The organism is Weissella sagaensis (assembly GCF_005405285.1).
GTDB lineage: Bacteria > Bacillota > Bacilli > Lactobacillales > Lactobacillaceae > Weissella > Weissella sagaensis.
Map to the genome: position 1 here is coordinate 21393 of NZ_BJDT01000010.1, position 24085 is coordinate 45477.

Consider the following 24085-nt stretch of genomic DNA (forward strand, 5'->3'; position numbering starts at 1 on the left):
CACTTTTATTAATGTTATTTATTATTTCGGTAGGGCTTTATACTCAATGACGTTTAATTGCAATTTCAGTACGTTGAATTTACATTAAAGTCTGCCTGAATAAATTATGCTATATTTTTTAACAGATAATTTCTCAAAAAGCCTGGTTAAATTATATGACATCTTTAGTATATAACTATTTTTGGAACGTTTTATATCACATTTTTAATTTGTTTGTACCCTTATTGACAATGCCCTATGTAGCCCGCACCTTAGGTCCTCACGAACTGGGTATTCATTCTTACACTGCAACAAACACACAATATTTTATCTTAATTGCCACTATTGGTGTCACTTACGGTTGCCAACTGATTACTACAGCTTAAAAAAATAAATTATTACAGACTCAACTATTTTGGGAACTTTATTTTTTTCGAATAATTGTCTCTACGTTTATCTTTATAATTTTTATAGCCTTTTTATTTTTAACTCAGACAACATACTTTCCCTTCTATTTAACCCAATCTATTCAAATCATTGCACTTGCCTTGGATATTTCTTGTTACTATCAAGGTATTGAAAACTTTAAATTAATCACGATACGCAATCTTATCATGCGCATTGCAACAACCCTTAGTATTTTTATTCTTATAAAAAATCAATCAGATTTACTATTATATATCTGTATCTTATCTTGTTCTACTTTGATTAGTAATTTAACTTTTTATATAAATTTACACAACGAAATTTCTAAACCAACAAAACACTGTTTATGCTTTAAAAAGCATATTAAACCAGCAACTCTTTTACTTCTACCCGAATTAGTTATTACTTTATATGCCACCATTAATAAAACTTGCTTGGGGATATTTTCTAGTATGTCTGCTGTTGCCTACTTTGAAAATGCTGATCGACTAATAAAAATTTTAATAACTTTCATTACTGCTTCCGGTATAGTGTTTATTCCGAGAATAAATAATTTATATGCTACAAAACAATTTGAACCCTTAAAAAAATTGATTTTAAATAGTTTTATCATTACTAACTTTTTATGTTTTCCATTAGTCGCTGGCATATTAGCTTTATCAAAAGATTTCTCATTGTGGTTTTTTTCCAATAAGTTTTATGGCATATCAACTTACATTGAATTAGAAGCAATTTTAATTATCTTAATTAGTTGGAGTAATATCATCGGTGTCCAATTTTTAATACCGACTAAAAAAATAAAACCTTATTTTTATTCTGTAGTAATCGGTGCTTGCATTAATTTATTACTGAACTATCCATGTATTAAGTTATTTCAAGAAATTGGTGTTGTATATGCAACCATCGCCGCTGAATTATCTGTCACCATGTTTCAGTTTTATATTATTAAAAAGCATTTTACTATAAAACAAATATTTTCGAGAAGTTTAAAATTCTTAATAGCTGCTATTGTCATGTATGGAATAGTTCTGTTCATTAATGACCAATTACCATTTAGTCCTGGTAATTTACTTTTAGAAATTTTAATTGGCGTTGTTGTCTATGTATTATTAGTTGCAATTTTTTTCTACAAAAAAATTGCAACAATTATAAAATCAATTTAAAAACCTTCTACACTTAGATTTAAAAGATTCTTTTGGTCTAACGCATAATGGTACTAACGTATCTGAAAGACAAAAATAAAAAAGCTATTTTTTAATAACTTTCAATTACTCATAACCTGTTTTCGATATCATCAAAAACAGGTCTTTTACTGGTAAGCGGTCAGCTATCCTATTCTAAATATCATATGCAAAATAATCGAGTAACAAAACTGCTACTCGATTATTTTTTATTATGATAAATCATAGTCTATTTCGCACCACAAGTATCTTAACTACTATTAGTGAAAATTATTATTTATTCACCATAACGTTCATTTCCCCACCAATTAGGCATTAAATCATTTAAAGTAGTTGTTTCTTGCTTGCTATAATCAAGCATAATTTCAGTTGCTTGATTTTTTTGATCTAATTGTAATAAAAAGTCCTGGCAGGCACCACATGGCATTCCCGATCCACCACCACTAGGAGCAGCATCTCTAAATGCAATTAGTCTTTTAATGTGTGTTTGTCCACTATTAACATACATGTTCAAAGCTGCTACTCGTTCAGCACATAAGTTGCAAACTCCTGAACAACTTTCTACACAAAAGCCCGTGTAAATTTGTCCATTTTCTGCCTCTAATGCACATACAACATTGTGTGCATAAATAAATGGTGTAACATCTTTAGGATCATATTGCTTTTTTGCCTGTTCATATAATTCTTGCCAAATAGTCATTATATTTCCCCAACATTTCTAAATTATTTTTATAAGACATATGATACTGCTTACATATATTATTGCAAATTTATCGTATTCCCTATGAAATCACATCGCATTTAAGGTTGTATAAGTGTAGAATTAATTTGATTGCTATTAATTGACACAGTTTGTTCATTAATTAATCAATTTATTTTAGGAGTTATTTATGTTACCAACCTTTCTTATTTCATTAAATAGTGTTTTTATTATTATCACGGTTATTATTATCGGATTTATTATCGGTAAGTCCAAAATTGTTAGTCAACATTTCATTAATGATTTATCAACCATCGTTGTTAACGTTGCACTACCTGTTTCAGTCTTTATATCAGCACAAAAATACATCAATAGACAAAATTTTCATATCTTATTAATTGGTGTTATTTTGTCATTAATCGCCATTGGACTTTGCTTTTTAGTTGCTATCCCAACTGGTCGTTTACTACACCTTAATAAAGATCGCCATAGTATATTTTTAAATGGTTTTGTTAATGCCAACACATTATTCGTTGGTTTACCATTAAACCTGGCATTATTTGGTAGCAAAAGTTTACCTTACTTTTTAGCTTATTTCGTTGCAAATACGATTACGACTTGGGCAGTTGGTGTTAAATTAATTTATAAAGATGGTCCCCAAAACACTAGCGCCGTACAATTACCATTATGGCGTCGAATAATTAATCTTTTAACACCACCTATGTGGGGATTCGTTATCGGCATCATTTTCTTTTTCATTAACATTAAATTACCTGTTAACGGTTTTTTATATCAAGGACTTAATTATGTTGCAAATGTTGTAACACCACTTTCGCTTATTTTTATTGGTTTACAACTTGCTAAGACACAATTGTCACACCTTAAAATGGAAAAGGTCGATATTTTTGCACAATTGGGTAAATTTGTCATTACACCACTTACCATGGCAATTGTGCTATGGATGAATCAGCTAGTTGGTTTGTTTACATTACCAGATCTGTTAGTTAAAACATTGATGATTCAATCGATAACACCAATGTTAACTGTTCTACCAATGTTGGCTGAACAAAATGATATGGATGTCGATTTTTCAACGCGTATTTTAACAGAAAGTATCTTTATTTTCCCATTTGCTGTTGTCATTATTATGTTATTTATTTAGTTTTTACAACAAAAGATGTTTAAAGGGTGCGCAATCTATCATAGATTACGCACCCTTTTTTTATTTCATATTAATAAATTGCGATTTCCCACTTATCATGACGATAACGTGCCATATAAACATCTTTTACATTTTCTATGCCTTGTTTACCCAACTCTTCTTGGAGCCATTCTTCATCTTTGTTCATAACCGATAATACATCCATATCAATATTGCCGTCGATAATCACAGGGAAACGTACATCTTCATCATATTTTCCTAAAATCGTAATACTACCATTTTGCTCTAAAATAGCGCGTTTTACTGTGGTAATATCTAAAACACCAGCTGAACGTAATTTAAAATCAATTTCCTTAGCCGATAAATTAGCCTGCAAACAATTTTTTACCAATAATTTACCATTATAGATGACCGCCATTGGCTCCCCATCGATAAATTTTCCAACAATATGGTTATGAATTTTCAAATAACGCGTTGTTAACATCAACAAAGCCCAAATTGATAACACAACAACATATTGCGCAATTGAAATTGCTTGATTATATAAAATACCACCAATAATACCACCTAAAACATAATTTTGTACTTGGTCTAATGGCGAAGTTGGTGCCAAACTACCTTTACCACTAAATTTAATTAACAATGTAATAAAAATGAACCCAATAATCAGTTTCAATAACACATCTGAATACGAAAACATAATTTACTTATCCTCCACCTTAATTGTCTCTTTTGTTAAATTTATTTTTTCTAAAACATATTCAGAATTATCACTATTAAAAATAACGCGATAATTACCTTTAGCACTATGAACCAAAATATCCCCATTACCTTCTTGTAAATTATTAACACTTAGTTTTTGTGGTTTTACAGCTAATTTCTTAGCAATATCCTCCACTAAGGAGACCTGCTGACCACTTTGCTTACTACTCGTTTGAAAATTAGTATAATCATTAAATTGAATTGCAAGCGCTAAGACAATTAGCGTACCTACGATTACCGCTAAATCCTTATATTTAATATCACCCTTATTCGAAAAATACCGCACTAATAGACCAATAAACATAATTGCCAAAAAAACAATAATAGCTAAGCGTAAATAAGGAAACTGCGCCTGATTATCCAATAAATACTGATATGTATAAAACGTCATGATATTAACTCCTTATTTTTAAAAGAAAAATTAAAATTATTAATATAAAGTATAGTAACACTATACATGATAATTACTTATGCTATAAAAACCATTATATGCTTGTTAAGTCAATTATTTTAGTCTATTTTATTTAAAAATTAACCAATAAATCCCTTTTTATATACCTATACACCATTTTTGTTATAATACAATTAGAATATTACATTCAAGTAAACATAATATTCTAATGAATGGGGGAGAGAATCAGTAACGGGAGGGATAGGGATTATGAAAAAAACGCTTGTAATTGGAACAACAGCTGTTATTGTTGTCGCAGTTGTCGGTGGTGGCTCATATATGGCACTACACACACCTAAACGACAATTCAATTCCGGCCTAACTAAAATGACGGATAATAAAAACAACATAGCTGACTTTCGGGTAAAGGTCAGTGGTGATGACATGTCTGATAAACGCGTTAATGGTAAGATAAAGTTTGATGCAAAGCATAAAAATAATATGGATTTAGTGATGAACTTGTCTGACAATAAGCAAGCACAAAAAATGCACATCAAAGCAAATAACGATAATGCTTATTTGTCAGCCAGCTTTGTGACAGGTTCTTTAGGACTATCTAGTTATAATAACGAGGTCTCTAAAATCACAAAATCAATTAATCAGTATTGGTTAAAAACTTCAGATACTACTTCATATGAAACAGCTAAGATTAAACCAAAAACAGTTAAATCCGATACTCGTGCACTAACTGCATGGTTCCAAGATTTAGACGGCAAGAAATTTGAAAAAGTTTCTGATGGTTATAAGGTTGATCTAAACAAAACTGATATGAAACGCTTAATGACCAAGATATCAAAAACAAAATCTGGTAAAGAAATTCCTAAATCAGAATGGCAAGCATACAAGTCATCCATTAACGACATTGATAATTTAAAATTTAGCATCACTACTAGTAAAAATGGTCACTTACTAAAGATGAACTTTTCTGGTAAAGAAGATGGTAAATTAGGTCGAATTACTTTCCAGACTAACACTAAACGTGATGACAAATTGCGCGTTAAAATGCCGGCAGCTAATAAAATTAAATCAGAAATAGAATTGACTACTATCATTCAAGATAAAATTCGTGATTACAGTCGGCAACAATTTGACAATACAAGTTTTAGCACATCATCAAGTTTTGATATATAAGTACTAATCAAAAAGACAGGAAGTAACCAATTATTGATTATCGCCTGCCTTTTTCATGTCTGTTTAAATCTTGTTTATTCCAAATTATCTTGGTGCAACAAAATTTGCTGAATGCCATATGCAACACCATTTTCTCGATTAGTTTTTGTTACATAATCGCCTGCCTGACGAACATTAAGTGGTGCATTTCCCATCGCAATGGCTACACCAACTTCGTCAAACATCGACAAATCATTCTGACCATCACCAAACGCTGCTGTTTCAGATTTATTTAAACCTTCCTGTTCAACAATATAAGCAACACCGCGTGCTTTTTCAGCCACATGACTTGTTATTTCTAAATGTTCCTTATCTGACTGTTGCACATTAACCCCTGTCAAGTCTAAGGCTAAAATAGCCGCTTGAATATCATCCAATAATTCGCCACTTAAATCGATCAACATAATTTTAAAAATACCATTTTGTACATCTTCAGAAAAAGTTGCCGTATTTAGTAGACGTGGCATCAACCCAGTAAATTCAATTTCACGGCTCACTTCTGGTGACATATCAGAAACAATCCATTCATCCTGTGTGTAGTAACTTAAACTCATGGCTGGATAATTGTCTAACAACCACTCCATTAATTGCTTACTAACTTCTCGAGCAATCGTATTAGCACCTAACACATGCATTTTATTGGCATACCACTGATATATTAGACCACCATTAAAAGCAACTTGTGGTGCATTCAACTCTAATTGATCAATTGCTGCCGTCATTTCTTGTGGTGCTCGCGCTGAAACCAAAGTAACTGGTATATTCGCCGTCTTAATCGTATCAATTGTCTGTTGGGTGACATCTCCCTTAGCATCCAATAACGTGCCATCCATATCTAAAAATATTTGTTTAATCATTAAAAATTCCCCTCTAAATGATTCATAATCGTTAACTCACCCTATTAAATCATACAATCACCTCAAATAAAAATTAACAACACTATATTGGCTATTAGTAATTTAAAATTCATAAACCTAATGTATTCGGCTGAAATTTCCATAAATATTGGCTTATTTTACAATTATATCAGACCACATGTTCAACTTTTTTGTATGTTCCATTATTATGCGTTACGTTCTGAATTTTATTGAAGACATGACACAAAAAAACACGATTTTGTTAACAAAATCGTGTTTTCATATTTATTTATTTTAAATTACGTCTGCATGCGCTGCAAGAATTGCTAACACTTCATTTTCAAACGGAATACTTGGTTGTGCACCTGGCCTCGAAACGGTAACTGATGAGGCTGCCGATCCATATACCATAGCATCTTCTAGATTACTCAAATCTTTATTTAAACGCGTAGCCATTGCACCAATAAACGTATCGCCTGCTGCCGTTGTATCAACTGCTGTTGTTTTAAAGATAGGTACAAGTTTTGTTTCACCATTATCTCGCATGTAAAAGGCACCTTGTGATCCTAAAGTAATAATAACGGTATCAATACCCCGCTGGAAGTAATAAACAGCATTACGTAGCAACGACTCTTCATCCGTTATCGCCACACCTGTTAACAAGAACGTTTCATGTTCATTAGGAGCAATAACATCCGTTAATTCTAATAATTCCTCAGGTAAACCACCTGTTTCTGGCATTGGCGCTGGATTAAGAATCGTCTTAACCCCATTTTCATGTGCGATTTTAAATGCTGCAATCACTGCATCAATTGAAATTTCTAATTGTGCCACCACAAAATCTGATTCAATAATTGCCTCTTTATGATCATTTACATCAGATACTGTCAAATCAGCATTGGCACCACCATAAATATAAATCATATTATCACCAGTTTCTTCAGAAACCGTGATATATGCCTGCCCAGTTTCAGCCGTTTTTGAAAACATCACATGATCTGTCAGTAAATTTTTTACTGCCATATTTTCAGCAATGTTAAATTCACGCCCAACTTTAGTAATCATATTCGTCTGTACACCTGAACGGGCAACTGCAACACCTTGATTTAATCCCTTACCACCCATTGCATTTGTTAAATGACTATCTGTATGCAATGTTTCACCACTTTGAGCAAATCTAGGTACTGATACAACACGATCAATATTCGTTGAACCCAACACGGTTATTTTTTTTGTCATTATTTTTCTCCGTATATTATCAATAATTCAGTATTATCTATCCAGACAAATCTTAATAGTTCCTATTATATCGATATAAATCATTATGTGCATCTCAAAATAACTGATTTGAATACACTACTAAATTAATTTTTATACAGACTTTACATTTTCATCATGGGTACAATACCGACGTGAGGTGTACCCAAAAAGTTAAAGATGAATAGCTTGGTTTTTTCAAGGCGGTAAATTGTCGAAATTCTTTCGGTGATTTACCGCCTAATTTTGTTTGTATACGTTGCTTATTATCAATATATCAGCCAATCTTTGACTTGCGCCATAATTTTTTGCGCAATTTTAGACAGAAAATAATCACTCATGCACTTTTGCAGTTCATGGTCATTAAATTCTATCAGAAATTGTTGCTATTCAAGCAATAGTCCGATGCACTGCTATTGAATCGTGCAATAATAATAAATGAGTTTAAAATAATAATATAAACAAATTAAATATTTTTGGAGGTATTATTTTGAAAAATTTTTTTAAATTATTAGCTTTATGTTTGTGGTTACTTACACTAATCATTTTTGTACATGCTTTAATTAAACATGATTTATGGAGCCTTACACCAATTATTGCGCATAATCATATACAAGGGCTTTTTGGTTGGTCACTAATTTTATCCATAATCTTTTCTGTAATTCCTTTTTTCACGGGAAATAAGAAACGTTGATTTAATAAAAACAAATATCAGGACTCTGATAACATATAGAGCTACAAACTCAAAAGCAGTGTTCAATTGACTGTCTTTGAAAAGAGGGCTTTTAATATCTTATTCGGTTCGCTTGGCAAGTCGATCTAATCTTTATTTCAAGCATGTGCCAAAAGTGTTTTTACGATACTAACCACCGATAATACCAACGTCTCCGTTTATCAGCGGAGGCTTTTTTTGAAAAAAAAGGAGCCCAACAGATGACACTGTCGAACTTAAAAGGGTATAACTTCGCACCCATGAATTGATTAATCATGTTGTAACGTAATTATATAATTACCCGGTCAGAGAAATACTGGCCGCCTATAATTACCAACATTTTGTGTCTAAAAAAACAGCACAATGGATAGATATTGCAATGCCGTTTTATGACGTTATCGCAAGGATAGTTAATATTTTCATTTATTGTTAAATGTTTAGTATCAAATCATATTCGATCTATTAAGTGTGATTATTTTTTCTTCGGAAAATAGACAAGACAAAGAACCAAAGAAACGAGATTAATTATATTTACAACAAAATATAAAAAGCTTCTCCATCCCGGATTGACGAAAATGTCTATAGCCAAACTAATAATAAAAACACTTAACCATAAAAAGAATATTTTATTATTTTCTTTCATAAATATCTTCTCTTCGTTTTAAAGTAGTCTTACTTTACCATGGCTACTTCGTGCCACTACTAGAATTAACAGTAATGCCAAAACTTTGTTAATTCCTTTCTAAGTTTTTATTAGCATGTGAATAAGTCTCATCTTACTTACAACTTCATACTATGTTTTTCCTATTTTTTGAATATTGCATTGTTACCTAAATTAAACACTAATATTAACTGGATAATATAAGCAAGAGAAACTATCATTTTACTTGTTTCTCAATTATATGAATAGTAAAAACAATTATTACAGCTATCAAAATGGCTACACCACCCGTGACAATAAAAGAGGTGAAATTAACATAACTACCATCAAAAAACATTTGAATACTTAAATAAATAAAAGTTATGAAGGCTACTACACCAAGTCGAATATAAGTATTGTGTATTATTTTTGCAATTATCCAACAAACAAGATAAACACCAAATATATAAATAACACCATCAAGCTCTTCATATATGGGACGCCGTTGAATAGTATTAATAAACATCTTTAACAATCCGACTATAATCGCTGTAACAAATAGCACAGACAAAGGGTGCTTTTTTAAACATTCATTTATTTTTTTCATAATACTATCTCCTTTATACCGACCACATACGCCATTATGTTCATAATAATAGGCTTGTTGTTGATAATGCATAACCCATAAAATTAAAAAATCTAAAATAGTTAATTCGAATTAATTATATTTTGAATATATAGGTTTATATATTCAAATTAACAAATAATACTGACTAAAGCAAAATGAAAAGGCTTTATGGATTTCTTTTCAATATCCATAAAGCCCATTATTATCATCGTATTTATTTTCACTCAAAACACTTAATTCTTATCATATTAACGGATTAATTTCCTGTTTTAAATTTGTTACCGTGTCTTTTGTCAATAACTGATCTCGTGTCCCAGAAAAAGACACCTTACCATCCTTAAGGGTAATAATATGTGCTTTCAAATCATTAACTTCTCGAAAGTCATGAAGAGTTGTAACAACCGTTTTTCCTCTCTCGTCAACTAGTTCCTGCATCATTTGTAATACAAGCTGAGAATTTGAGAAACTCACACCTGCAGTGGGTTCGTCAAATAAATACAAATCTCGATCCAATAAATGAGTCCCATAATCAAAAAGTAACTGTAATTCTCCCCCAGAAAGTTGCCCTAGTTTTCGATGAAAAATCTTACGTAAACATTGCTCTTTAATCAAACGCCCTGACTCAGTTTCTAATTTATCATCTCCAATCACATTAAACATATTAATAATTTCTTGAACAGTTAAATTAGAAAAAAATACTGGATTTTGTATCTTGTAAGCAACTGAAACATCTAATATTGGTCGCTTATTTTCATGTAATACTCCAGCAATACTATCAAATAGTGTCGTTTTACCAGCACCATTTTCTCCCATTAAAATATTTAATCGATTAGGTGTAAATTCAACAGAAAGATCTTTAAGAATATATTGCTGATTATGCATAACAGAATAGTTGCTAATTTTCATCCTTATACCTCTACATTTGCTTAACTAATGGGTTAATATTAAATCTTTTTAATGCGAATATCCCGATTATAACCATAATCATCGAAACAATAAATAACTGACACATAAGTACGGGCATAAATCCCTGACCCGTTATAATACTTATAATCCACTTTGAAGCAACTAATAGAAATTGTACCGGATTTATCATACATATGATTTGAAGATAAAAATTATCTGGATTTATTGTTATTAATGAAAATAATGTAAAAATTAAAATTGTTGCTAATATACTAATTGTTTCTGGTTTAATTTTTAAAATCAGCAAAATCATCAGTTCCATATAGATTACAATACCAAATATCAAAAGGAGCAATAAACTTGCTATAAACAACTGTGATTGCCACATATGATTAAAAATCATAATAGTTAGATTGAAAATAATTAGTTCTAGCATAATGATAGTTATATATACAATAAATGTAGACACTATAATACTATTTTTATTAGTTACAATTAACCATAACTGTTTATAAGTTCCATTTTCTCTATAATTAATAACTGATAATATCATAAAATTAAGGATACTTACGAAAATAATATATGTCCAAAAAAAACTAATATTACTAAAAATATTTTGTGATTTTACATTACCTACTGGGTTTGCATAAAAAAAATATAGCGTCGGAAATAATAAATTAAATATTAAAGAGATTTTGTTATACCGTAGGTTAGATAAAAAAAGTTTATTAATTGCTAAAATATCGTGGGCCATTTTTCCAATACCTCCGTTAATTACTGAATAACTGGTTAATTGCCAAAATAATCAGTATTAATTGCATTCTAATGATTTGTTTTATTTATTAAAGCTAATAGTTTTGCTGACCCAATCTCTAAATTTAGCAAACATTTATATGTACAATATCCCGACAACGGGATAGAATCATTATTTTGTATTAAATAATCCTGCATAATATGTACTAAAAATTTTGCTGCTTAGCATCCCCGCTAAACCTTTATCTATATTTCCAATGTTTACAGCTCAAAACTTCACTAAACATATGAAATACACCTTTTTGCACCTAAAACATGTAATCATTAAACCCTTTTTCAAAAGCATTGTCAACGATTTAATTACAAGAAAATTAGAAAAATGAATATATAATAATTTTCTTGTAATCGCATATATAATTATATATAAAAAAGCTTGCAAGTCTGACAAAATTGTCAGTCTCACAAGCCATATTTCACAAATTATTTAATTAAAAACTTCATTACTTAGCCGTCTTAGTCTTCATAAAGATAACTAACCAAATCAAACTAATAGCAACAATAACCGTACTAAATACGATTAAGTGACCAAAACCAGTGGCTGTTTGTGCTGCGACAGCCGCTTTTGTTGTGCCCGTTGTTTGAATAAACAAAGCGGCAACCGTTGTTCCTACTGCACCAATAAATTGTTGCATTGTATTGAACACTGCATTAACATCCCCAGACTGTTGTGGCTTAACTTCAGCAACTCCCGCAGTCATTGACACACTAAAGGTCAAGTTTCGTGCTAACGTAAACAAAGCGTAAACAACTGTCAAACCAATCGTCATAATATTTGGTGCCATAAATGAAAAGACAATCATAACTGCCAAGAACGCAATAGTTCCCCAAGCTAATGGCTTGTTAGCACCATTTTTGTCATACATTGACCCATAAATTGGTGCAACAGCAGAACCTAACAATGAACCTGGCATCAAGATAAATCCTGCAACCATTGTCGTCGTACCTAGTGTTAATTGTGTATATTGTGGTAATGCAAAATTAACAGCTAGATTAATTGCTTGTGATGTAGCGTAAATTAATAATGCCATGACAAGTGCTTTACTACGGAAAATGGTTAAATCAATCAATTGATGTTGTGCTTTCTTAGCAACCATGATAAATGCAATCATTGTCACAACTGCAATTACAAGCAAGCTAATAATCATGACCGTAATTTTACCGGACTCTAGTTGTCCCAAAGCCAATAATGCTGATGTTAGTGACACACCAACTAACAAAAATTGACCTAAAGCAAACTTGTTAGTTGCCTTTGGTACTTTTGTATCCAGATTAAACCAACCAATTAATAATGAAATAAGTGCAACTGGTAAAATAATCATGAAAATAGCACGCCAACCTAATGTATAGGCAACTACACCACCATAAACAGGGCCTAATGCTGGTGCCAATGAAATAATCAATGTCCCAAATCCCATATATTTACCTAATTGAGACATTGGCACACTGGTAAAGATAATGTTAAACACTAATGGTAATGCAAATCCAGTCCCGACTGCCATGATCAAGCGACCAAATAATAGTAACCAAAAACTAGGGGCAACCATTGCAATAACGTCACCAATAACAAATGCAAGCCAACCTATCATATATGTTTGGCGCTTACTCAAAATTGCATTAAAGTGTGCTGACGTTAACATCATCAAAGCAACGACTAATAGATAAGCCGTTGTTAACCATTGTACAGTCCCCATTGGTTGATGAAATTGTTGAATTAATTCTGGAAACGTCACATTCATAGACGTTTCTGTTAGAATACCTGAAAATCCCAAAATGGCAGTGGCCACAATCGACCAAATAACCTTGGGTGAAACTTTTTGCTCCTGCATAACTCCTCCTAAATAAAAAAAGTGCTTGATTTTTATTTAAACACATTTCTTAATTATGTGTAAGTATCTTTTATGTTACAAAAAAAAATAAATGAATTGTTAGCTTAAAAAACAACTCATTTATCTTGATTATTTAATTGTTAACGTTTCACCTTCCCTTAAATTATTGACATCAACATCAGGATTTAAGGATTGTAATTCATCAACACTCAAGCCATATTTGGTAGCTATTGCATAACCTGTCTCACCTGCAGCCACTTCAATTTTAGATAATGCGGCTGTTGCATGACTTTTAGTCGATTTAGCACTTACGGCTGCTTTTTTTGACGTTGCTAACTTTGGCTTACTTTTTTGTTTATGTTTACTGCTATCTGAAGCAGCATCAGCAGCCATGTCAGTTTGGTTATCTTTATGTGTCACCCTATCATAGGCAATCGGTATGAAAAAACCGATTAGAAAAATTGCGACGTAGCCAACTAAAATGATAATCCAATATTTAATACGAGAAGGTTTTTTTGTTTTCATTTTATAATCTCACTTTATCTTTTTATTTATCTACGTCTAAAACTAAAATTTTTTGCACGTCATATCGTAATATTTGATAGAATTAGATGATTATTGTTAATTTTATCAGGAGAATGTACATCGTGAAACTGCTTTTCAAAAATCTTATGAATAATAAATTCATTACAACTATTATTAATGTTGTTTCCCGTGTCGATATTATAACTGCCAGTTCATCGATTGCTTACTTCGGGCTACTATCTTTGTTTCCTGGTATTGTCATCCTAAGTACTATTCTACCTTATTTAGGACTAACAATTGATACAGCATTAAATTACGTCCAAACAGCCGTACCTGAATCTGTCTTTACCTTTCTTGACCCTATAATTAGATCTGTGCTAAGCCAAAATGGTGTTGGTGCCCTATCTATCTCAATTATCATTACCCTTTGGTCATTATCTCGTGTTGTCTCCGCAATTCGAGTTGCTCAAAATGGGATTTATAATATTCAACCAAATAATGTTGCTATTTTTAATCGCTTCATTTCCATGTTTTGGTTAATTATTATTATGTTTATTATTGGTATCTTACTAATCATCGCCTCAATTGGATCAAATATTTTAGATGCTCTACCAATTAGTAGTCAAATTATTTATAAAATTGAATCTGCCAAACGTCTCATTGTTATTGTTGGTTTATTTATTGGTGCTTTCCTTTTTAATACCTTCTTACCTAGAGAAAAGCCGCGATTTATTTGGAATTTTTTGGGTACAATTAACCAAATCACACTGGTCATTTGGTTAGCTAAAGCATTTGGATGGTATATAAATATTGCTGCTCGCACTTTCTCTTTTTACCAAGCCTTGAGCTCTGCCATCATTTTACTACTTTGGCTTAACTTTATTGCGTTATCATCATTAGTTGGCACAATTATTACTGCTATTTTGCAAGAACTATTTCCAGCACATATCAGTGATCGTGCTAGTAATTGGTATATGATTAAACTTTTTTTCCGAAATTCAGGAAAAAAATAAAATAAAACGTTGTATTATCGGACTTTTTGCGTTATATTATTAAGTGTTACGAGAAAGTATATTTCTCTGACTATATGTACAAAAACTCATAACACTAAGTAGCGATGCTTAGTATTGTAGGCCTAACTAACCTACAACCTACTCCTTAAAATATAATTATAAACACACAGTCGACTGTTGTTTATGATTAATGTCATCATGATTAACGTCTAATGACATAAAAAAACACTAGCAACCCCACATTGCTAGTGTTTTTTTTATTTAATTGTAATATTTCCATTTGACACAGAAACATTTAATTGATTATTAGTACCCAAATCGTTGGCGTAACTATTCCCATAGTTTTCACCCGCAACTTTTACTCTACCTGCTGTTGTTTGCATTTGCAGACCAACATTTGGCAATCCGCTCGCTTTTAATGAGCCATCCATAATTGTCATAATATTCTGATTCTGTATTTTCGTATCTAACAACTTTAATGTCCCACTGGTTACCTGAATTGCACTTGTATTCATCGCTGTGTGCTGTAGATTAGTGACACTTTCATCTGCTGATAACATCAAACGGCCCATTTGTACATTGTCTGTTTTTAAGCGACTATCATTAACATTAATTGTCGTTTGCTGAGATTTAATATTATGTAATGCAATCTCTGCATCATGTGCTGATGTCGATAAATTAGCCGTATTGACATTATTCATCTGCACATTCGCATTTGTGGCTGTTAAAGTAACGTGCTTAGCAGCGATATTCGCAATATTCATTGCACCATACACGGCTGATTGTTGATAGTCATCTAGTCGCATTTTTTGAGGAAGACTAATCACAATTTTTTCAGGTTCACGTTTACTGAAACTTACTTCATATCCCTTTTCTTGATTTGGCACATAACGAATCTTAAGTTGCTTACCAGCTCGTGTAATATGTAAAAAATCAGGATTAGTGATACGTCCCTTAATTTCAATTTTCTTTTGTTTACCTGTCTCGAGGATGACCGGCACATTAGCAGTCTCAACATCAAGCTTTTGCGCTGGTTTAATTTTATGGTGAATTGATTTAATTTGTGAAACCTCAAAACGACCATTATGCCAACCTAATTTATTTTGTCCACCATGCGCTAAGCCAACCAACATGATAATAACACCAAAGGAAATGACGATAAATCCTGTTAACACATACCGAAATCCTTTACGCATGACGTGTCACCCCACTATTTTTATGTGAAAACTTACGTCCTATGTATTTAACAAATTGCATTAACATCTGAAATACCGAACGAATAATTGCCGCACCAAGTGGCCAAGCAACTAATTGTAATCCAACAATAATCAGGCCAATGCCCCCTTGATATAAACCAGTTGCCCAATTACTAGGCAATACTGCTAGACCGCCAATAAGTTGAAAAACACCAGTCAATAAATAATAAATTAAGACAACAATAACAATTACTGCGATAATAATCGTTGCAAACAAACATACTAAAATCAGCAACATTGCTGGCAACCAAACAATTGATGATAGCAAACCTTCTAATACTGTACTGATCAATTTCAATTCCTGTTTAACCCAATTTTGATGTCCTTGTCGGGTATCATCATCTAATGGTAATTCTTCTTCATCAGCAACACGCAATGAATAATCAACCAAAATACGTTGTGCTAATTGCTTAGGCGTTCCCAATTCTGACATTAAACGTGTTCCTGATAATTGCGCATCAACCGCATACTCTTGGTAAAACTGAATCACATCTGCCTGTTCACTGGGTGTTAATTGTTGCAAATAGTTTTTGACCTGTGCAAAATAAATACTATTTTCCATCAGTATCTCCTGCCAATATAATTTCATTCACTTTACTACTAAAATAACGCCATTCTTCTTGAATGCGCGCCATTTCTTGATACCCTAAATCAGATATTTTGTAATATCTTCGGTTACGTCCTTCAAAAGGTTCATCATAAGTCGTAACCCAGTCATGCTTTTTTAACCGGCGTAAGACTGGGTACATCGTTGATTCAGAAACTGCAAAACGCTCCTGCACTTGCTTTGTTAATGAATATCCATATAAATCTTCTTTAGACAGTAACGCTAATACCAAACCATCCATTAAATCACTTGATAATTGCATTGCCATAGTCATCTTCCTTTACAATACTATAAGACGTATAATATAATACAAGTATAGGGAATGAAAACAAGTCTGTAAAGCGTTTTAATTTTCCTGTAATAAAAATTAGAAAGTGAGTAACATTATGGCAAAGAAAAATAAATTAACTAAATCAAACGATCGTGTATTAAGTGGTGTTTTAGGCGGTATTTCGGATTATCTAGATTTAGATACAACATTAGTTCGCCTATTATTTGTTGCAGCTGCAGTTTTCACTGGTTTCTTCCCATTCGTATTTCTATATATCATCGCAGCAGTTATTATGCCTGAAACAAAAAATCATGATAGTCATGAATACCGTTTTGATGAGGAAGCAAACGGTCAACGACGTGATGTAACACCTGACAGAGATGATCATGGCGATGAAATTTAAAAATAAATAATACCAACAAACAGTCACCGTACATAATTGGTGATTGTTTTTTTACTTAACAAATTGATATACACGCTTAAACAATGATTCCGCAATAGCAAAACCAATATCAATCGCTAACGCAATAACCAGTGTCTTAACCAAATTTTGGCCTGCATGCATATAATTACCTAAGGCAAACTCTTTTAAACTTGTATAGATTATGACTCCTGGTACTAATGAAACCAAACTTGGTACGTAGATCATATTGACGGGTGCCTTAACTCTAATTGCAGCTACATTCCCTAACAATCCAATGGTTAGTGCAGCTAAAAAATTAGGTAAAATCAGATTACTTGTCACACTCTCAGCTAATAAATAAACTGTCCAACCAAAAGCCCCTGTCATACCGGCATATAATAGCACACGGCGGGGGACGTTAGTAATAATACCAAAACCAACAGTCGACAAAAAACTAAAAATAAAACCTGTTAATATTGTCATTTAAAGTCCTCCCAATAAAAGATGAACGATAAAACTGCCCAAAATAGCACCAAGTCCAATTGAACCAGCAATCATAACGGCATCAATACCACGTACCAAACCAGAAATAATATCACGATCAATAATTTCGCGTAAAGAATTCGTAAACGGTACTCCAGGTACCAATGGCATTAGTGCACTAATAATAATATTAGCCGCACTATTAGCAATGCCTAATTGTTGTAATAAGGTTGCTAACAAGCTAATAACCAGTCCACCGACAATCGCACCAAAATAAGGTGCTTCTGCATGTCTATCACCCCATTTTAATGCAAGGTATCCTAGAATACCTATAAAAAAAGCCAACGTTAAATCGCTCCATGTGGCTTTAAACAATAACATGGGTGCTACCGACACTAATCCTGCCCCAAAAATCTTTTGTGGCCATGTAAAATCAATTACTTTATGATCAATTGTTCGCACTTGTTGTTCCAATTGGATAAAATTAATTTCATGTGCAAAAAAACGGCGTGATACCGTATTAATATCATCTACTTTTTGTAAATTAAATGAAGACGCATTTGGTTTTACTAAATGTGTATTTGAGCCGCTAGCTGTACTAATAAAAATTGCCGTCATTGTGGCGTGACAATTTAAATCAACACCACTAGCTTTACCAACATAATCAATCGTTGACTCAACTCGAGTTGTTTCGGCCCCACTTTCTAGTAAAATTCTTGCCATCATCCCACATACATACATTATGTGATTTAAATCTTCTTCAGCCACTAAAACACCTCCTTTTAAAGGATTATTCCAATAAAAAGGACCAATAAGCACATCGTTTATTGGCCTTTCTAATATTATATTATCATGTTTTGTTACTAAATAATGGTGATATTGGTTGGTTGCTCAATATGAATTTGTGGATGATTCATAATATATTCACCAATTAAATCAGCCGTTTCACGTTGCACTTCACGTACTGCTTTATCCATTGAAAACATTGGAAAATTACCAGCACCACCAGCCCGATAATTATTCATTGTCACTTCGTACGTTTGCTTCAAATCTAATGGCTGACCATCTTTAGTAACTGAAACCACACGTTGACCCATCGGCTTATTCAGATCAAATGTATAATCAATACCACTCCAAATATCATAATTATAATGTTGTACTTTAGGCATCGTAAATAGTGGATTCAGAATGATTTCACCCCGATCATCTAACTTAAAGTAACGTGCGTTTACTTCAAGCGCATCTTTAATATCTTGTCCTGTTAATGCTTCAACTACTAATGTATTCGGAAAAATGTAGTTCGTCATGATATCACGTTGTGTTACGGCATCTGATAATCCACGTACTTCATTATTAAACAATGCCGTATTAGAAATTTGTGTATTTGTTGCTGCCATTTGTACGCGGTTAACCAATTCAATAAATGGATGGTTATGTAGACGCGCAGCAAAATGATCGGTAATTGCCATATTATCACCAACATGGCCAACTGGCGTATCCAACCAATCATTAACTTTCTGTTGTAATGGATTAATTAGTGCCACAATATCCTCACGCTCAATGCTTTCGCCTGTTGGCAAAATTTGTGCTGTTGCAGCAACTCGCTGGTGTTCCTCATTCAGCGTTAATTTCATTAATCCGACATAATTACCACGATATCCTGGTTGTGTTGTTGGCACACCATTAACAACTTCTGCAATTTCACGATGTTGATGACCTGTTACAAGTGCATCAACTCCTGGTAATTGTAATAGCTGATACCCTTGATTTTCTGATGTTAATTTTTCTAGAGGCTCTCCTGTTTGCAAATCTTGAGCAAAGCCCCCATGATAAGCAATTATTAAAACATCAACCTGTGGTCGTAATTCTGCAATATATTGTTCTGCCGTTGCCACTGGATCTTGAAAAATTAAATTAGTAATGTGAGCTGGTTGTTCCCAATGCGGAATAAACTGTGTTGTTAAGCCAATTATTCCAATTTTGATACCTTTACGTGCAATAATTTTATATGGTTGGCCAACAAATGGTTCGTGTGTTTGTTTGTCTAAAATATTGGCATTCAATAAATTGTCAGTATCTGCAAATACTGTCTCAATGTATTCACGACCAAAATTAAATTCATGATTACCTAAAATACGCACATCATATGAAATCTTATCAGCTAATTTTTGATATATATTTGTTTGGTCAGGTACTATTTTTTGAATATAATTAGTTAATGGTGAGCCTTGAATAAAATCACCATTTTCAACGGTAACCACAACATCGTCTGTTATAGCAACTTGCGCTTGTTGTTCAGCAATAACTGATGCTGCTCGTGTAAGACCTAACTGATTATTTAACAAAGGTCGTCTAAAATCATCAGCACGTATATAACCATGAACATCTGACGTTGATAGAATTGAAACTTGCATGTTGTTCTCCTTATGATATTTCATTTTATGATTAACAATAAAAGGTTAGCCTTCACTTCATCTTATTACTAAACCAAGCGTTTACGTAATTGCCCAGATAGGAAGTCAATAACTGTGACCATTACAATAATTCCCAATAAAATGATTCCTACTTTTGGCCATTGTCGCGTTTGTAGCGTGAAAATCAATGGTGCACCAATTCCACCTGCACCAACAATTCCTAAAATAGCGGCTGAACGCACCGCAATTTCAAAACGATACAATGTATAATTCATAAATTCTGGCATAACCGCTGGAATTGTTGCTAATGTTAACCCATCTAATGTGGAACCACCTGCCGCAATAATCGCCTCATTAGGTCCACGATCAATATTTTCAATGGCTTCTGAGAACAACTTTCCTAGCATACCAATAGAATGAATTGACACCGCCAAAACACCTGCATACGCACCCGGGCCTACTGCCTTAATAAACATAATTGCCAATACAATTTCAGGGAAAACACGAATAATGGTCAAGATTACCTTCCCAATAGTTGAACGTGGCGTAAAGAAACCTTTCTTAGTTCGTGCAGCCAAAAATGCAAAAGGTAACGTTAAAACAGCTGAAATAAACGTTCCTAAGAAAGCAATTGCTAGCGTTTCAATTAACGCACTAACTAAATCTTCACCATCACCTGTGTAAACATATGACCACTCTGGATGAAACAATCCATGAATAATTGACTTTGTTACTGACACTGCTTGTGGCTTGACTGTTGATAGCGGAATACCAGTAAAGGCCCATATAAAAATCAGTGCAATTACTATTGCTATTAAATAAGGACCATATTTTTGCCACGAATTTCGTTGTATTTTTTGCATTATGCCAACGCCTCCCGTAGTCGATTAGAAATACCATCAACAACTATGACAACTACCAAAATTGCTAAAATAACGATAGCTGTTCGATCATAACGGAATAATGATAATGTTTGATCCAAATACAATCCAACACCACCTGCACCTAGGTAACCCAACACCGTTGATGCACGAACATTAATTTCCAACGTATATAGGAAAAAACTCAAAAATTGATTCATAACTTGTGGAATAACTGCAAACACAATTTTTTGAATTCCATTTGCACCAACTGAAGTCAACGCTTCAATTGGCCCTTCATCAATTGTTTCAATGGCCTCATAAAACAACTTAGAAATCATTCCAAAACTAAAAATTGTTAAGGCACCTACTCCGGCCATTGGTCCAATACCAACGATAGCAACGAACACCGCTGCTAATAGCAAATCAGGTAAAGCACGTACCAGATTTAAGAAGAAACGAATAATTCCTCGTAAATAGACATTTTTAACAATGTTACGTGCAGCTAATAAACTAAACGGTATCGCTATAATCGTCCCTAACAAAGTTCCGACTAATGCCATTTGGATAGTTTCAGCAATTGGTGTGATAATCGATGACACATATGACCAATCTGGGTGCATCATGCGAATTAACAGTTGCCAAAATTGATCCCAACTAAAATTAGTTGTTGCACCAGTATTATAACCAGATCCAATAAAAATTACGACAAATAGGAGAACAGCTAGGCTGCCCTTAATATGCCACTTTTCACTGAAGTGGCGTTCAGGTAAAGTTGCGTTCATATCCTACTCCTCATCGCCAGATTCGGCATAAATATCATCAAAATCGTGTTCGTTGACTTGATCAATTGGCTTATCATAAACTAATTTTCCAGCACGTAACCCAATAATACGAGTTGCATACGCCATTGCTAATTCAACACTATGTAAGTTAACAACGACCGTCATTCCCATGTCATTTAAATGTTGTAAATCATCCATAACCATCTTAGTCGTTTTTGGATCAAGAGAAGCAATCGGTTCGTCTGCTAGTACAACATGTGGTGATTGCATCATTGAGCGAGCAATTGCCACACGTTGTTGTTGACCACCTGATAATTCATCTGCTCGCGTATAATATTTATCTAGCATATTAACACGGTCCAAATTCATCGCTGCTTTTTCTTTGTCTTCTTTAGAAAAAAGGCCAAAAGTACTTCTAAATGTTGAATAATACCCAACTCGTCCGGCCAAAACATTTCGCGCAACCGTTGCTCGTTTAACCAAATTAAAGTTTTGGAAAATCATTGCAATATTACGTTTCTGTTGTCGTAATGCTTTCCCTTTTGATTTTGTAATATCCACATCATCTAGTAAAATTTCACCTTCACTAATATCGTGTAGTCGATTAATTGCGCGTAGCAACGTACTTTTACCAGCACCAGACAATCCAACAATGACAACGAATTCGCCTGATTTAATATCTAAATTAATGTGATCTAATCCAACTGTGCCATTCGGATAAATCTTTGAAACATCATTAATTTTGATGGTACCTAAACCATTACCCATATTTTTACTATCCTACCTTCTGTATATATCTATCTAAAATATGTACTAAAGCGAGGCTTGGCATATACATATCAGCCAGGCCCCACTCTAAAAAAATATTAAATTAACTTATTTTTATTTGATATCTTCTACTTGCTTTTGGTACTTACGAACGGTATCAAAGTTTGAATCCTTTGACTTGCTTACACCAGCCCAGCTGTAAACGTCCTTCATAATCTTCTTACCCTTGTCCGTCTTTGAGACCTTTAACATTGCATTTTGGATAGTCTTGGTATCAGCCTTTGAAATTCCCTTACGTAACGTAATCGTATCGTTAGGAATCTTAGCCGTGTATTCTAAGACACGTGTGTCCTTAAATGCATCTGCATTATCTTTCTTAACCAAATTACGGGCATCATCAAAAATAAAGGCAGCATCTGTATCACCATTCAATACTGAGATAACCCCTTGATCGTGACCCTTAACTGTCACTAGATCAGAATCTTTAATAACGTTCATCCCTTTTTTGTTTAAGTCCACAACAGGGAAAATATACCCAGCATCAGAAGTTGGATTTTGAACAGCAATCTTCTTACCCTTCAAATCCTTAGCATTCTTAATACCTGAATCTTTTTTAACCAATACTAATGCACGATAGTAATCAACTAATTTATCAGTATCAGAACCATCATTTTTCTTATCATTAATACCATATCGTTGTGATTGTAAAATAACTTTCGCACCATATTGCTTGTGCGCTTGTACATAAGGATCAGGTGGTAAGAATCCCATATCAACCTTACCTGAACCCATTGCTTCAACAACTGTATTGTAATCAGTTGAAATTGTAACGTGTACTGGAATTCCTAGTTGCTTCTTCAACAACTTTTCCAATGGCTTAGCCTTTGCTTGAATTGTATCTGCTTGAGATGATGGTACAAATTGTACGTTCAACTCTTTCAAATCAACTTTCTTTGACGCTGCATCAGCTGTTACTACTGGTACGGCTGAGACAATCGTCGTTGCCAACATTGCTACGGTGGCTCCCGCTACAACTTTTTTAAACATTACCCTTGTACTCCTTAAAATTTAGTCATATACACTTACAACACTTAAAGGTTACTTAAATAATAACAGCGAACAATTAAATCGTCAACAAAATTAATAGTTCATTTTAATTCAGTTAAACGTTTTAAAAAAAGAATAAAAAGTCTTTAAAGTTCGTGTTTTATTGATTTTATCTTAAATGCT

The 24085-nt window shown here is 33.0% G+C and carries 24 protein-coding genes and 1 pseudogene; 5 read left to right on the forward strand and 20 right to left on the reverse strand.

Going from position 1 to position 24085, the window contains the following annotated elements:
• The first annotated feature begins 155 nt into the window (after positions 1-155).
• Positions 156-1568, forward strand: a pseudogene (locus tag FFM55_RS10195) (oligosaccharide flippase family protein).
• 295 nt (positions 1569-1863) lie between these two features.
• Here FFM55_RS10195 and FFM55_RS08465 read toward each other — a convergent pair.
• The gene (locus FFM55_RS08465) at positions 1864-2286 is read right to left on the reverse strand and encodes a cytidine deaminase family protein (RefSeq protein WP_042494570.1); all 423 of its coding nucleotides are present in this window, start codon (positions 2284-2286) and stop codon (positions 1864-1866) included.
• Between the two features lie 190 nt (positions 2287-2476).
• Between FFM55_RS08465 and FFM55_RS08470 the strand changes: the two genes are divergently transcribed.
• Positions 2477-3448 (forward strand): AEC family transporter, encoded by a 972-nt coding sequence (locus FFM55_RS08470; protein WP_042494568.1) that lies wholly within the window; start codon positions 2477-2479, stop codon positions 3446-3448.
• 70 nt (positions 3449-3518) lie between these two features.
• On the opposite strand, the gene FFM55_RS08475 is transcribed toward FFM55_RS08470, so the two are convergent.
• Both FFM55_RS08475 and FFM55_RS08480 read right to left on the reverse strand, forming a co-directional pair.
• The gene (locus FFM55_RS08475) at positions 3519-4148 is read right to left on the reverse strand and encodes a DUF421 domain-containing protein (RefSeq protein WP_137600917.1); all 630 of its coding nucleotides are present in this window, start codon (positions 4146-4148) and stop codon (positions 3519-3521) included.
• Between the two features lie 3 nt (positions 4149-4151).
• Positions 4152-4601 (reverse strand): DUF3290 family protein, encoded by a 450-nt coding sequence (locus FFM55_RS08480; protein ID WP_042494564.1) that lies wholly within the window; start codon positions 4599-4601, stop codon positions 4152-4154.
• A 270-nt stretch (positions 4602-4871) separates the two neighbouring features.
• Here FFM55_RS08480 and FFM55_RS08485 point away from each other — a divergent pair, with 270 nt between their 5' ends.
• The gene (locus FFM55_RS08485; protein WP_042494563.1) at positions 4872-5792 is read left to right on the forward strand and encodes a hypothetical protein; all 921 of its coding nucleotides are present in this window, start codon (positions 4872-4874) and stop codon (positions 5790-5792) included.
• A gap of 74 nt (positions 5793-5866) precedes the next feature.
• Here the strand turns inward: FFM55_RS08485 and FFM55_RS08490 are convergent, their stop codons facing one another.
• The 7 genes from FFM55_RS08490 to FFM55_RS08520 form a co-directional block, all read right to left on the reverse strand.
• Positions 5867-6688 (reverse strand): HAD family hydrolase, encoded by an 822-nt coding sequence (locus FFM55_RS08490; protein WP_042494561.1) that lies wholly within the window; start codon positions 6686-6688, stop codon positions 5867-5869.
• A gap of 294 nt (positions 6689-6982) precedes the next feature.
• Positions 6983-7927, reverse strand: coding sequence for a ribokinase (gene rbsK / locus FFM55_RS08495; RefSeq protein ID WP_042494559.1), 945 nt, complete (start codon positions 7925-7927; stop codon positions 6983-6985).
• A gap of 1608 nt (positions 7928-9535) precedes the next feature.
• A complete protein-coding gene (locus FFM55_RS08500) occupies positions 9536-9904 on the reverse strand; it encodes a hypothetical protein (RefSeq protein WP_042494555.1) in 369 nt (122 codons plus the stop codon).
• A gap of 264 nt (positions 9905-10168) precedes the next feature.
• Positions 10169-10831 (reverse strand): ATP-binding cassette domain-containing protein, encoded by a 663-nt coding sequence (locus FFM55_RS08505; protein ID WP_052348465.1) that lies wholly within the window; start codon positions 10829-10831, stop codon positions 10169-10171.
• 10 nt (positions 10832-10841) lie between these two features.
• Positions 10842-11585, reverse strand: coding sequence for a hypothetical protein (locus FFM55_RS08510; protein ID WP_042494553.1), 744 nt, complete (start codon positions 11583-11585; stop codon positions 10842-10844).
• A 499-nt stretch (positions 11586-12084) separates the two neighbouring features.
• Positions 12085-13470 (reverse strand): MFS transporter, encoded by a 1386-nt coding sequence (locus FFM55_RS08515; RefSeq protein WP_042494551.1) that lies wholly within the window; start codon positions 13468-13470, stop codon positions 12085-12087.
• A 129-nt stretch (positions 13471-13599) separates the two neighbouring features.
• Positions 13600-13995, reverse strand: coding sequence for a LysM peptidoglycan-binding domain-containing protein (locus FFM55_RS08520; RefSeq protein WP_042494549.1), 396 nt, complete (start codon positions 13993-13995; stop codon positions 13600-13602).
• Between the two features lie 113 nt (positions 13996-14108).
• Here FFM55_RS08520 and FFM55_RS08525 point away from each other — a divergent pair, with 113 nt between their 5' ends.
• Complete coding sequence (locus tag FFM55_RS08525) at positions 14109-15008, forward strand: YihY/virulence factor BrkB family protein (RefSeq protein ID WP_240006018.1); 900 nt, start codon at positions 14109-14111, stop codon at positions 15006-15008.
• Between the two features lie 257 nt (positions 15009-15265).
• Here FFM55_RS08525 and FFM55_RS08530 read toward each other — a convergent pair whose 3' ends face one another.
• From FFM55_RS08530 to FFM55_RS08540, 3 genes are read right to left on the reverse strand one after another with little or no spacing between them, the layout of a single operon-like run.
• On the reverse strand, positions 15266-16204 hold the full coding sequence (locus FFM55_RS08530) for a DUF4097 family beta strand repeat-containing protein (protein WP_042494545.1): 939 nt from the start codon (positions 16202-16204) through the stop codon (positions 15266-15268).
• A complete protein-coding gene (locus tag FFM55_RS08535; protein WP_042494544.1) occupies positions 16197-16826 on the reverse strand; it encodes a DUF1700 domain-containing protein in 630 nt (209 codons plus the stop codon). Before FFM55_RS08535 ends, FFM55_RS08530 begins: the two co-directional genes overlap by 8 nt.
• Complete coding sequence (locus tag FFM55_RS08540) at positions 16816-17139, reverse strand: PadR family transcriptional regulator (RefSeq protein ID WP_042494542.1); 324 nt, start codon at positions 17137-17139, stop codon at positions 16816-16818. The genes FFM55_RS08535 and FFM55_RS08540 overlap by 11 nt, the downstream gene beginning before the upstream one ends.
• Before the next feature lie 118 nt (positions 17140-17257).
• On the opposite strand from FFM55_RS08540, the gene FFM55_RS08545 reads away from it, so the two are divergent.
• Complete coding sequence (locus FFM55_RS08545) at positions 17258-17545, forward strand: PspC domain-containing protein (RefSeq protein ID WP_042494541.1); 288 nt, start codon at positions 17258-17260, stop codon at positions 17543-17545.
• A gap of 51 nt (positions 17546-17596) precedes the next feature.
• Here the strand turns inward: FFM55_RS08545 and FFM55_RS08550 are convergent, their stop codons facing one another.
• The 7 genes from FFM55_RS08550 to FFM55_RS08580 all read right to left on the reverse strand — a co-directional run bounded on the left by FFM55_RS08550 (position 17597) and on the right by FFM55_RS08580 (position 23902).
• On the reverse strand, positions 17597-18028 hold the full coding sequence (locus FFM55_RS08550) for a threonine/serine exporter family protein (RefSeq protein WP_042494539.1): 432 nt from the start codon (positions 18026-18028) through the stop codon (positions 17597-17599).
• Positions 18029-18769, reverse strand: a complete 741-nt coding sequence (locus FFM55_RS08555; protein WP_042494600.1) for a threonine/serine exporter family protein — start codon at positions 18767-18769, stop codon at positions 18029-18031.
• A gap of 122 nt (positions 18770-18891) precedes the next feature.
• Positions 18892-20442 (reverse strand): bifunctional metallophosphatase/5'-nucleotidase, encoded by a 1551-nt coding sequence (locus FFM55_RS08560; protein ID WP_137600919.1) that lies wholly within the window; start codon positions 20440-20442, stop codon positions 18892-18894.
• A gap of 68 nt (positions 20443-20510) precedes the next feature.
• Positions 20511-21305, reverse strand: a complete 795-nt coding sequence (phnE, locus tag FFM55_RS08565) for a phosphonate ABC transporter, permease protein PhnE (RefSeq protein ID WP_170999685.1) — start codon at positions 21303-21305, stop codon at positions 20511-20513.
• Entirely contained in the window at positions 21305-22087 is a 783-nt protein-coding gene (gene phnE / locus FFM55_RS08570; protein ID WP_042494533.1) for a phosphonate ABC transporter, permease protein PhnE, read from the reverse strand. The genes phnE (FFM55_RS08565) and phnE (FFM55_RS08570) overlap by 1 nt, the downstream gene beginning before the upstream one ends.
• Positions 22088-22090: 3 nt before the next feature.
• Positions 22091-22855 (reverse strand): phosphonate ABC transporter ATP-binding protein, encoded by a 765-nt coding sequence (gene phnC / locus FFM55_RS08575; protein ID WP_042494531.1) that lies wholly within the window; start codon positions 22853-22855, stop codon positions 22091-22093.
• Between the two features lie 114 nt (positions 22856-22969).
• Positions 22970-23902: a phosphate/phosphite/phosphonate ABC transporter substrate-binding protein gene (locus tag FFM55_RS08580; protein ID WP_042494529.1), complete on the reverse strand. Its 933-nt coding sequence runs from the start codon at positions 23900-23902 to the stop codon at positions 22970-22972.
• Positions 23903-24085: the final 183 nt, after the last annotated feature.

Excerpts from the sequence above, each read along its gene's own strand:
- rbsK (WP_042494559.1), bottom strand. The coding sequence starts at position 7,927 with ATGACAAAAAAAATAACCGTGTTGGGTTCAACGAATATTGATCGTGTT.
- FFM55_RS08470 (WP_042494568.1), top strand. The coding sequence starts at position 2,477 with ATGTTACCAACCTTTCTTATTTCATTAAATAGTGTTTTTATTATTATC.
- phnE (WP_170999685.1), bottom strand. The coding sequence starts at position 21,305 with ATGCAAAAAATACAACGAAATTCGTGGCAAAAATATGGTCCTTATTTA.
- FFM55_RS08475 (WP_137600917.1), bottom strand. The coding sequence starts at position 4,148 with ATGTTTTCGTATTCAGATGTGTTATTGAAACTGATTATTGGGTTCATT.
- FFM55_RS08490 (WP_042494561.1), bottom strand. The coding sequence starts at position 6,688 with ATGATTAAACAAATATTTTTAGATATGGATGGCACGTTATTGGATGCT.
- FFM55_RS08480 (WP_042494564.1), bottom strand. The coding sequence starts at position 4,601 with ATGACGTTTTATACATATCAGTATTTATTGGATAATCAGGCGCAGTTT.
- FFM55_RS08485 (WP_042494563.1), top strand. The coding sequence starts at position 4,872 with ATGAAAAAAACGCTTGTAATTGGAACAACAGCTGTTATTGTTGTCGCA.
- FFM55_RS08555 (WP_042494600.1), bottom strand. The coding sequence starts at position 18,769 with ATGTATGTATGTGGGATGATGGCAAGAATTTTACTAGAAAGTGGGGCC.
- FFM55_RS08540 (WP_042494542.1), bottom strand. The coding sequence starts at position 17,139 with ATGGCAATGCAATTATCAAGTGATTTAATGGATGGTTTGGTATTAGCG.
- phnE (WP_042494533.1), bottom strand. The coding sequence starts at position 22,087 with ATGAACGCAACTTTACCTGAACGCCACTTCAGTGAAAAGTGGCATATT.
- FFM55_RS08505 (WP_052348465.1), bottom strand. The coding sequence starts at position 10,831 with ATGAAAATTAGCAACTATTCTGTTATGCATAATCAGCAATATATTCTT.
- phnC (WP_042494531.1), bottom strand. The coding sequence starts at position 22,855 with ATGGGTAATGGTTTAGGTACCATCAAAATTAATGATGTTTCAAAGATT.
- FFM55_RS08500 (WP_042494555.1), bottom strand. The coding sequence starts at position 9,904 with ATGAAAAAAATAAATGAATGTTTAAAAAAGCACCCTTTGTCTGTGCTA.
- FFM55_RS08530 (WP_042494545.1), bottom strand. The coding sequence starts at position 16,204 with ATGCGTAAAGGATTTCGGTATGTGTTAACAGGATTTATCGTCATTTCC.
- FFM55_RS08560 (WP_137600919.1), bottom strand. The coding sequence starts at position 20,442 with ATGCAAGTTTCAATTCTATCAACGTCAGATGTTCATGGTTATATACGT.
- FFM55_RS08525 (WP_240006018.1), top strand. The coding sequence starts at position 14,109 with ATGTACATCGTGAAACTGCTTTTCAAAAATCTTATGAATAATAAATTC.
- FFM55_RS08580 (WP_042494529.1), bottom strand. The coding sequence starts at position 23,902 with ATGTTTAAAAAAGTTGTAGCGGGAGCCACCGTAGCAATGTTGGCAACG.
- FFM55_RS08535 (WP_042494544.1), bottom strand. The coding sequence starts at position 16,826 with ATGGAAAATAGTATTTATTTTGCACAGGTCAAAAACTATTTGCAACAA.
- FFM55_RS08465 (WP_042494570.1), bottom strand. The coding sequence starts at position 2,286 with ATGACTATTTGGCAAGAATTATATGAACAGGCAAAAAAGCAATATGAT.
- FFM55_RS08550 (WP_042494539.1), bottom strand. The coding sequence starts at position 18,028 with ATGACAATATTAACAGGTTTTATTTTTAGTTTTTTGTCGACTGTTGGT.
- FFM55_RS08520 (WP_042494549.1), bottom strand. The coding sequence starts at position 13,995 with ATGAAAACAAAAAAACCTTCTCGTATTAAATATTGGATTATCATTTTA.
- FFM55_RS08545 (WP_042494541.1), top strand. The coding sequence starts at position 17,258 with ATGGCAAAGAAAAATAAATTAACTAAATCAAACGATCGTGTATTAAGT.
- FFM55_RS08515 (WP_042494551.1), bottom strand. The coding sequence starts at position 13,470 with ATGCAGGAGCAAAAAGTTTCACCCAAGGTTATTTGGTCGATTGTGGCC.
- FFM55_RS08510 (WP_042494553.1), bottom strand. The coding sequence starts at position 11,585 with ATGGCCCACGATATTTTAGCAATTAATAAACTTTTTTTATCTAACCTA.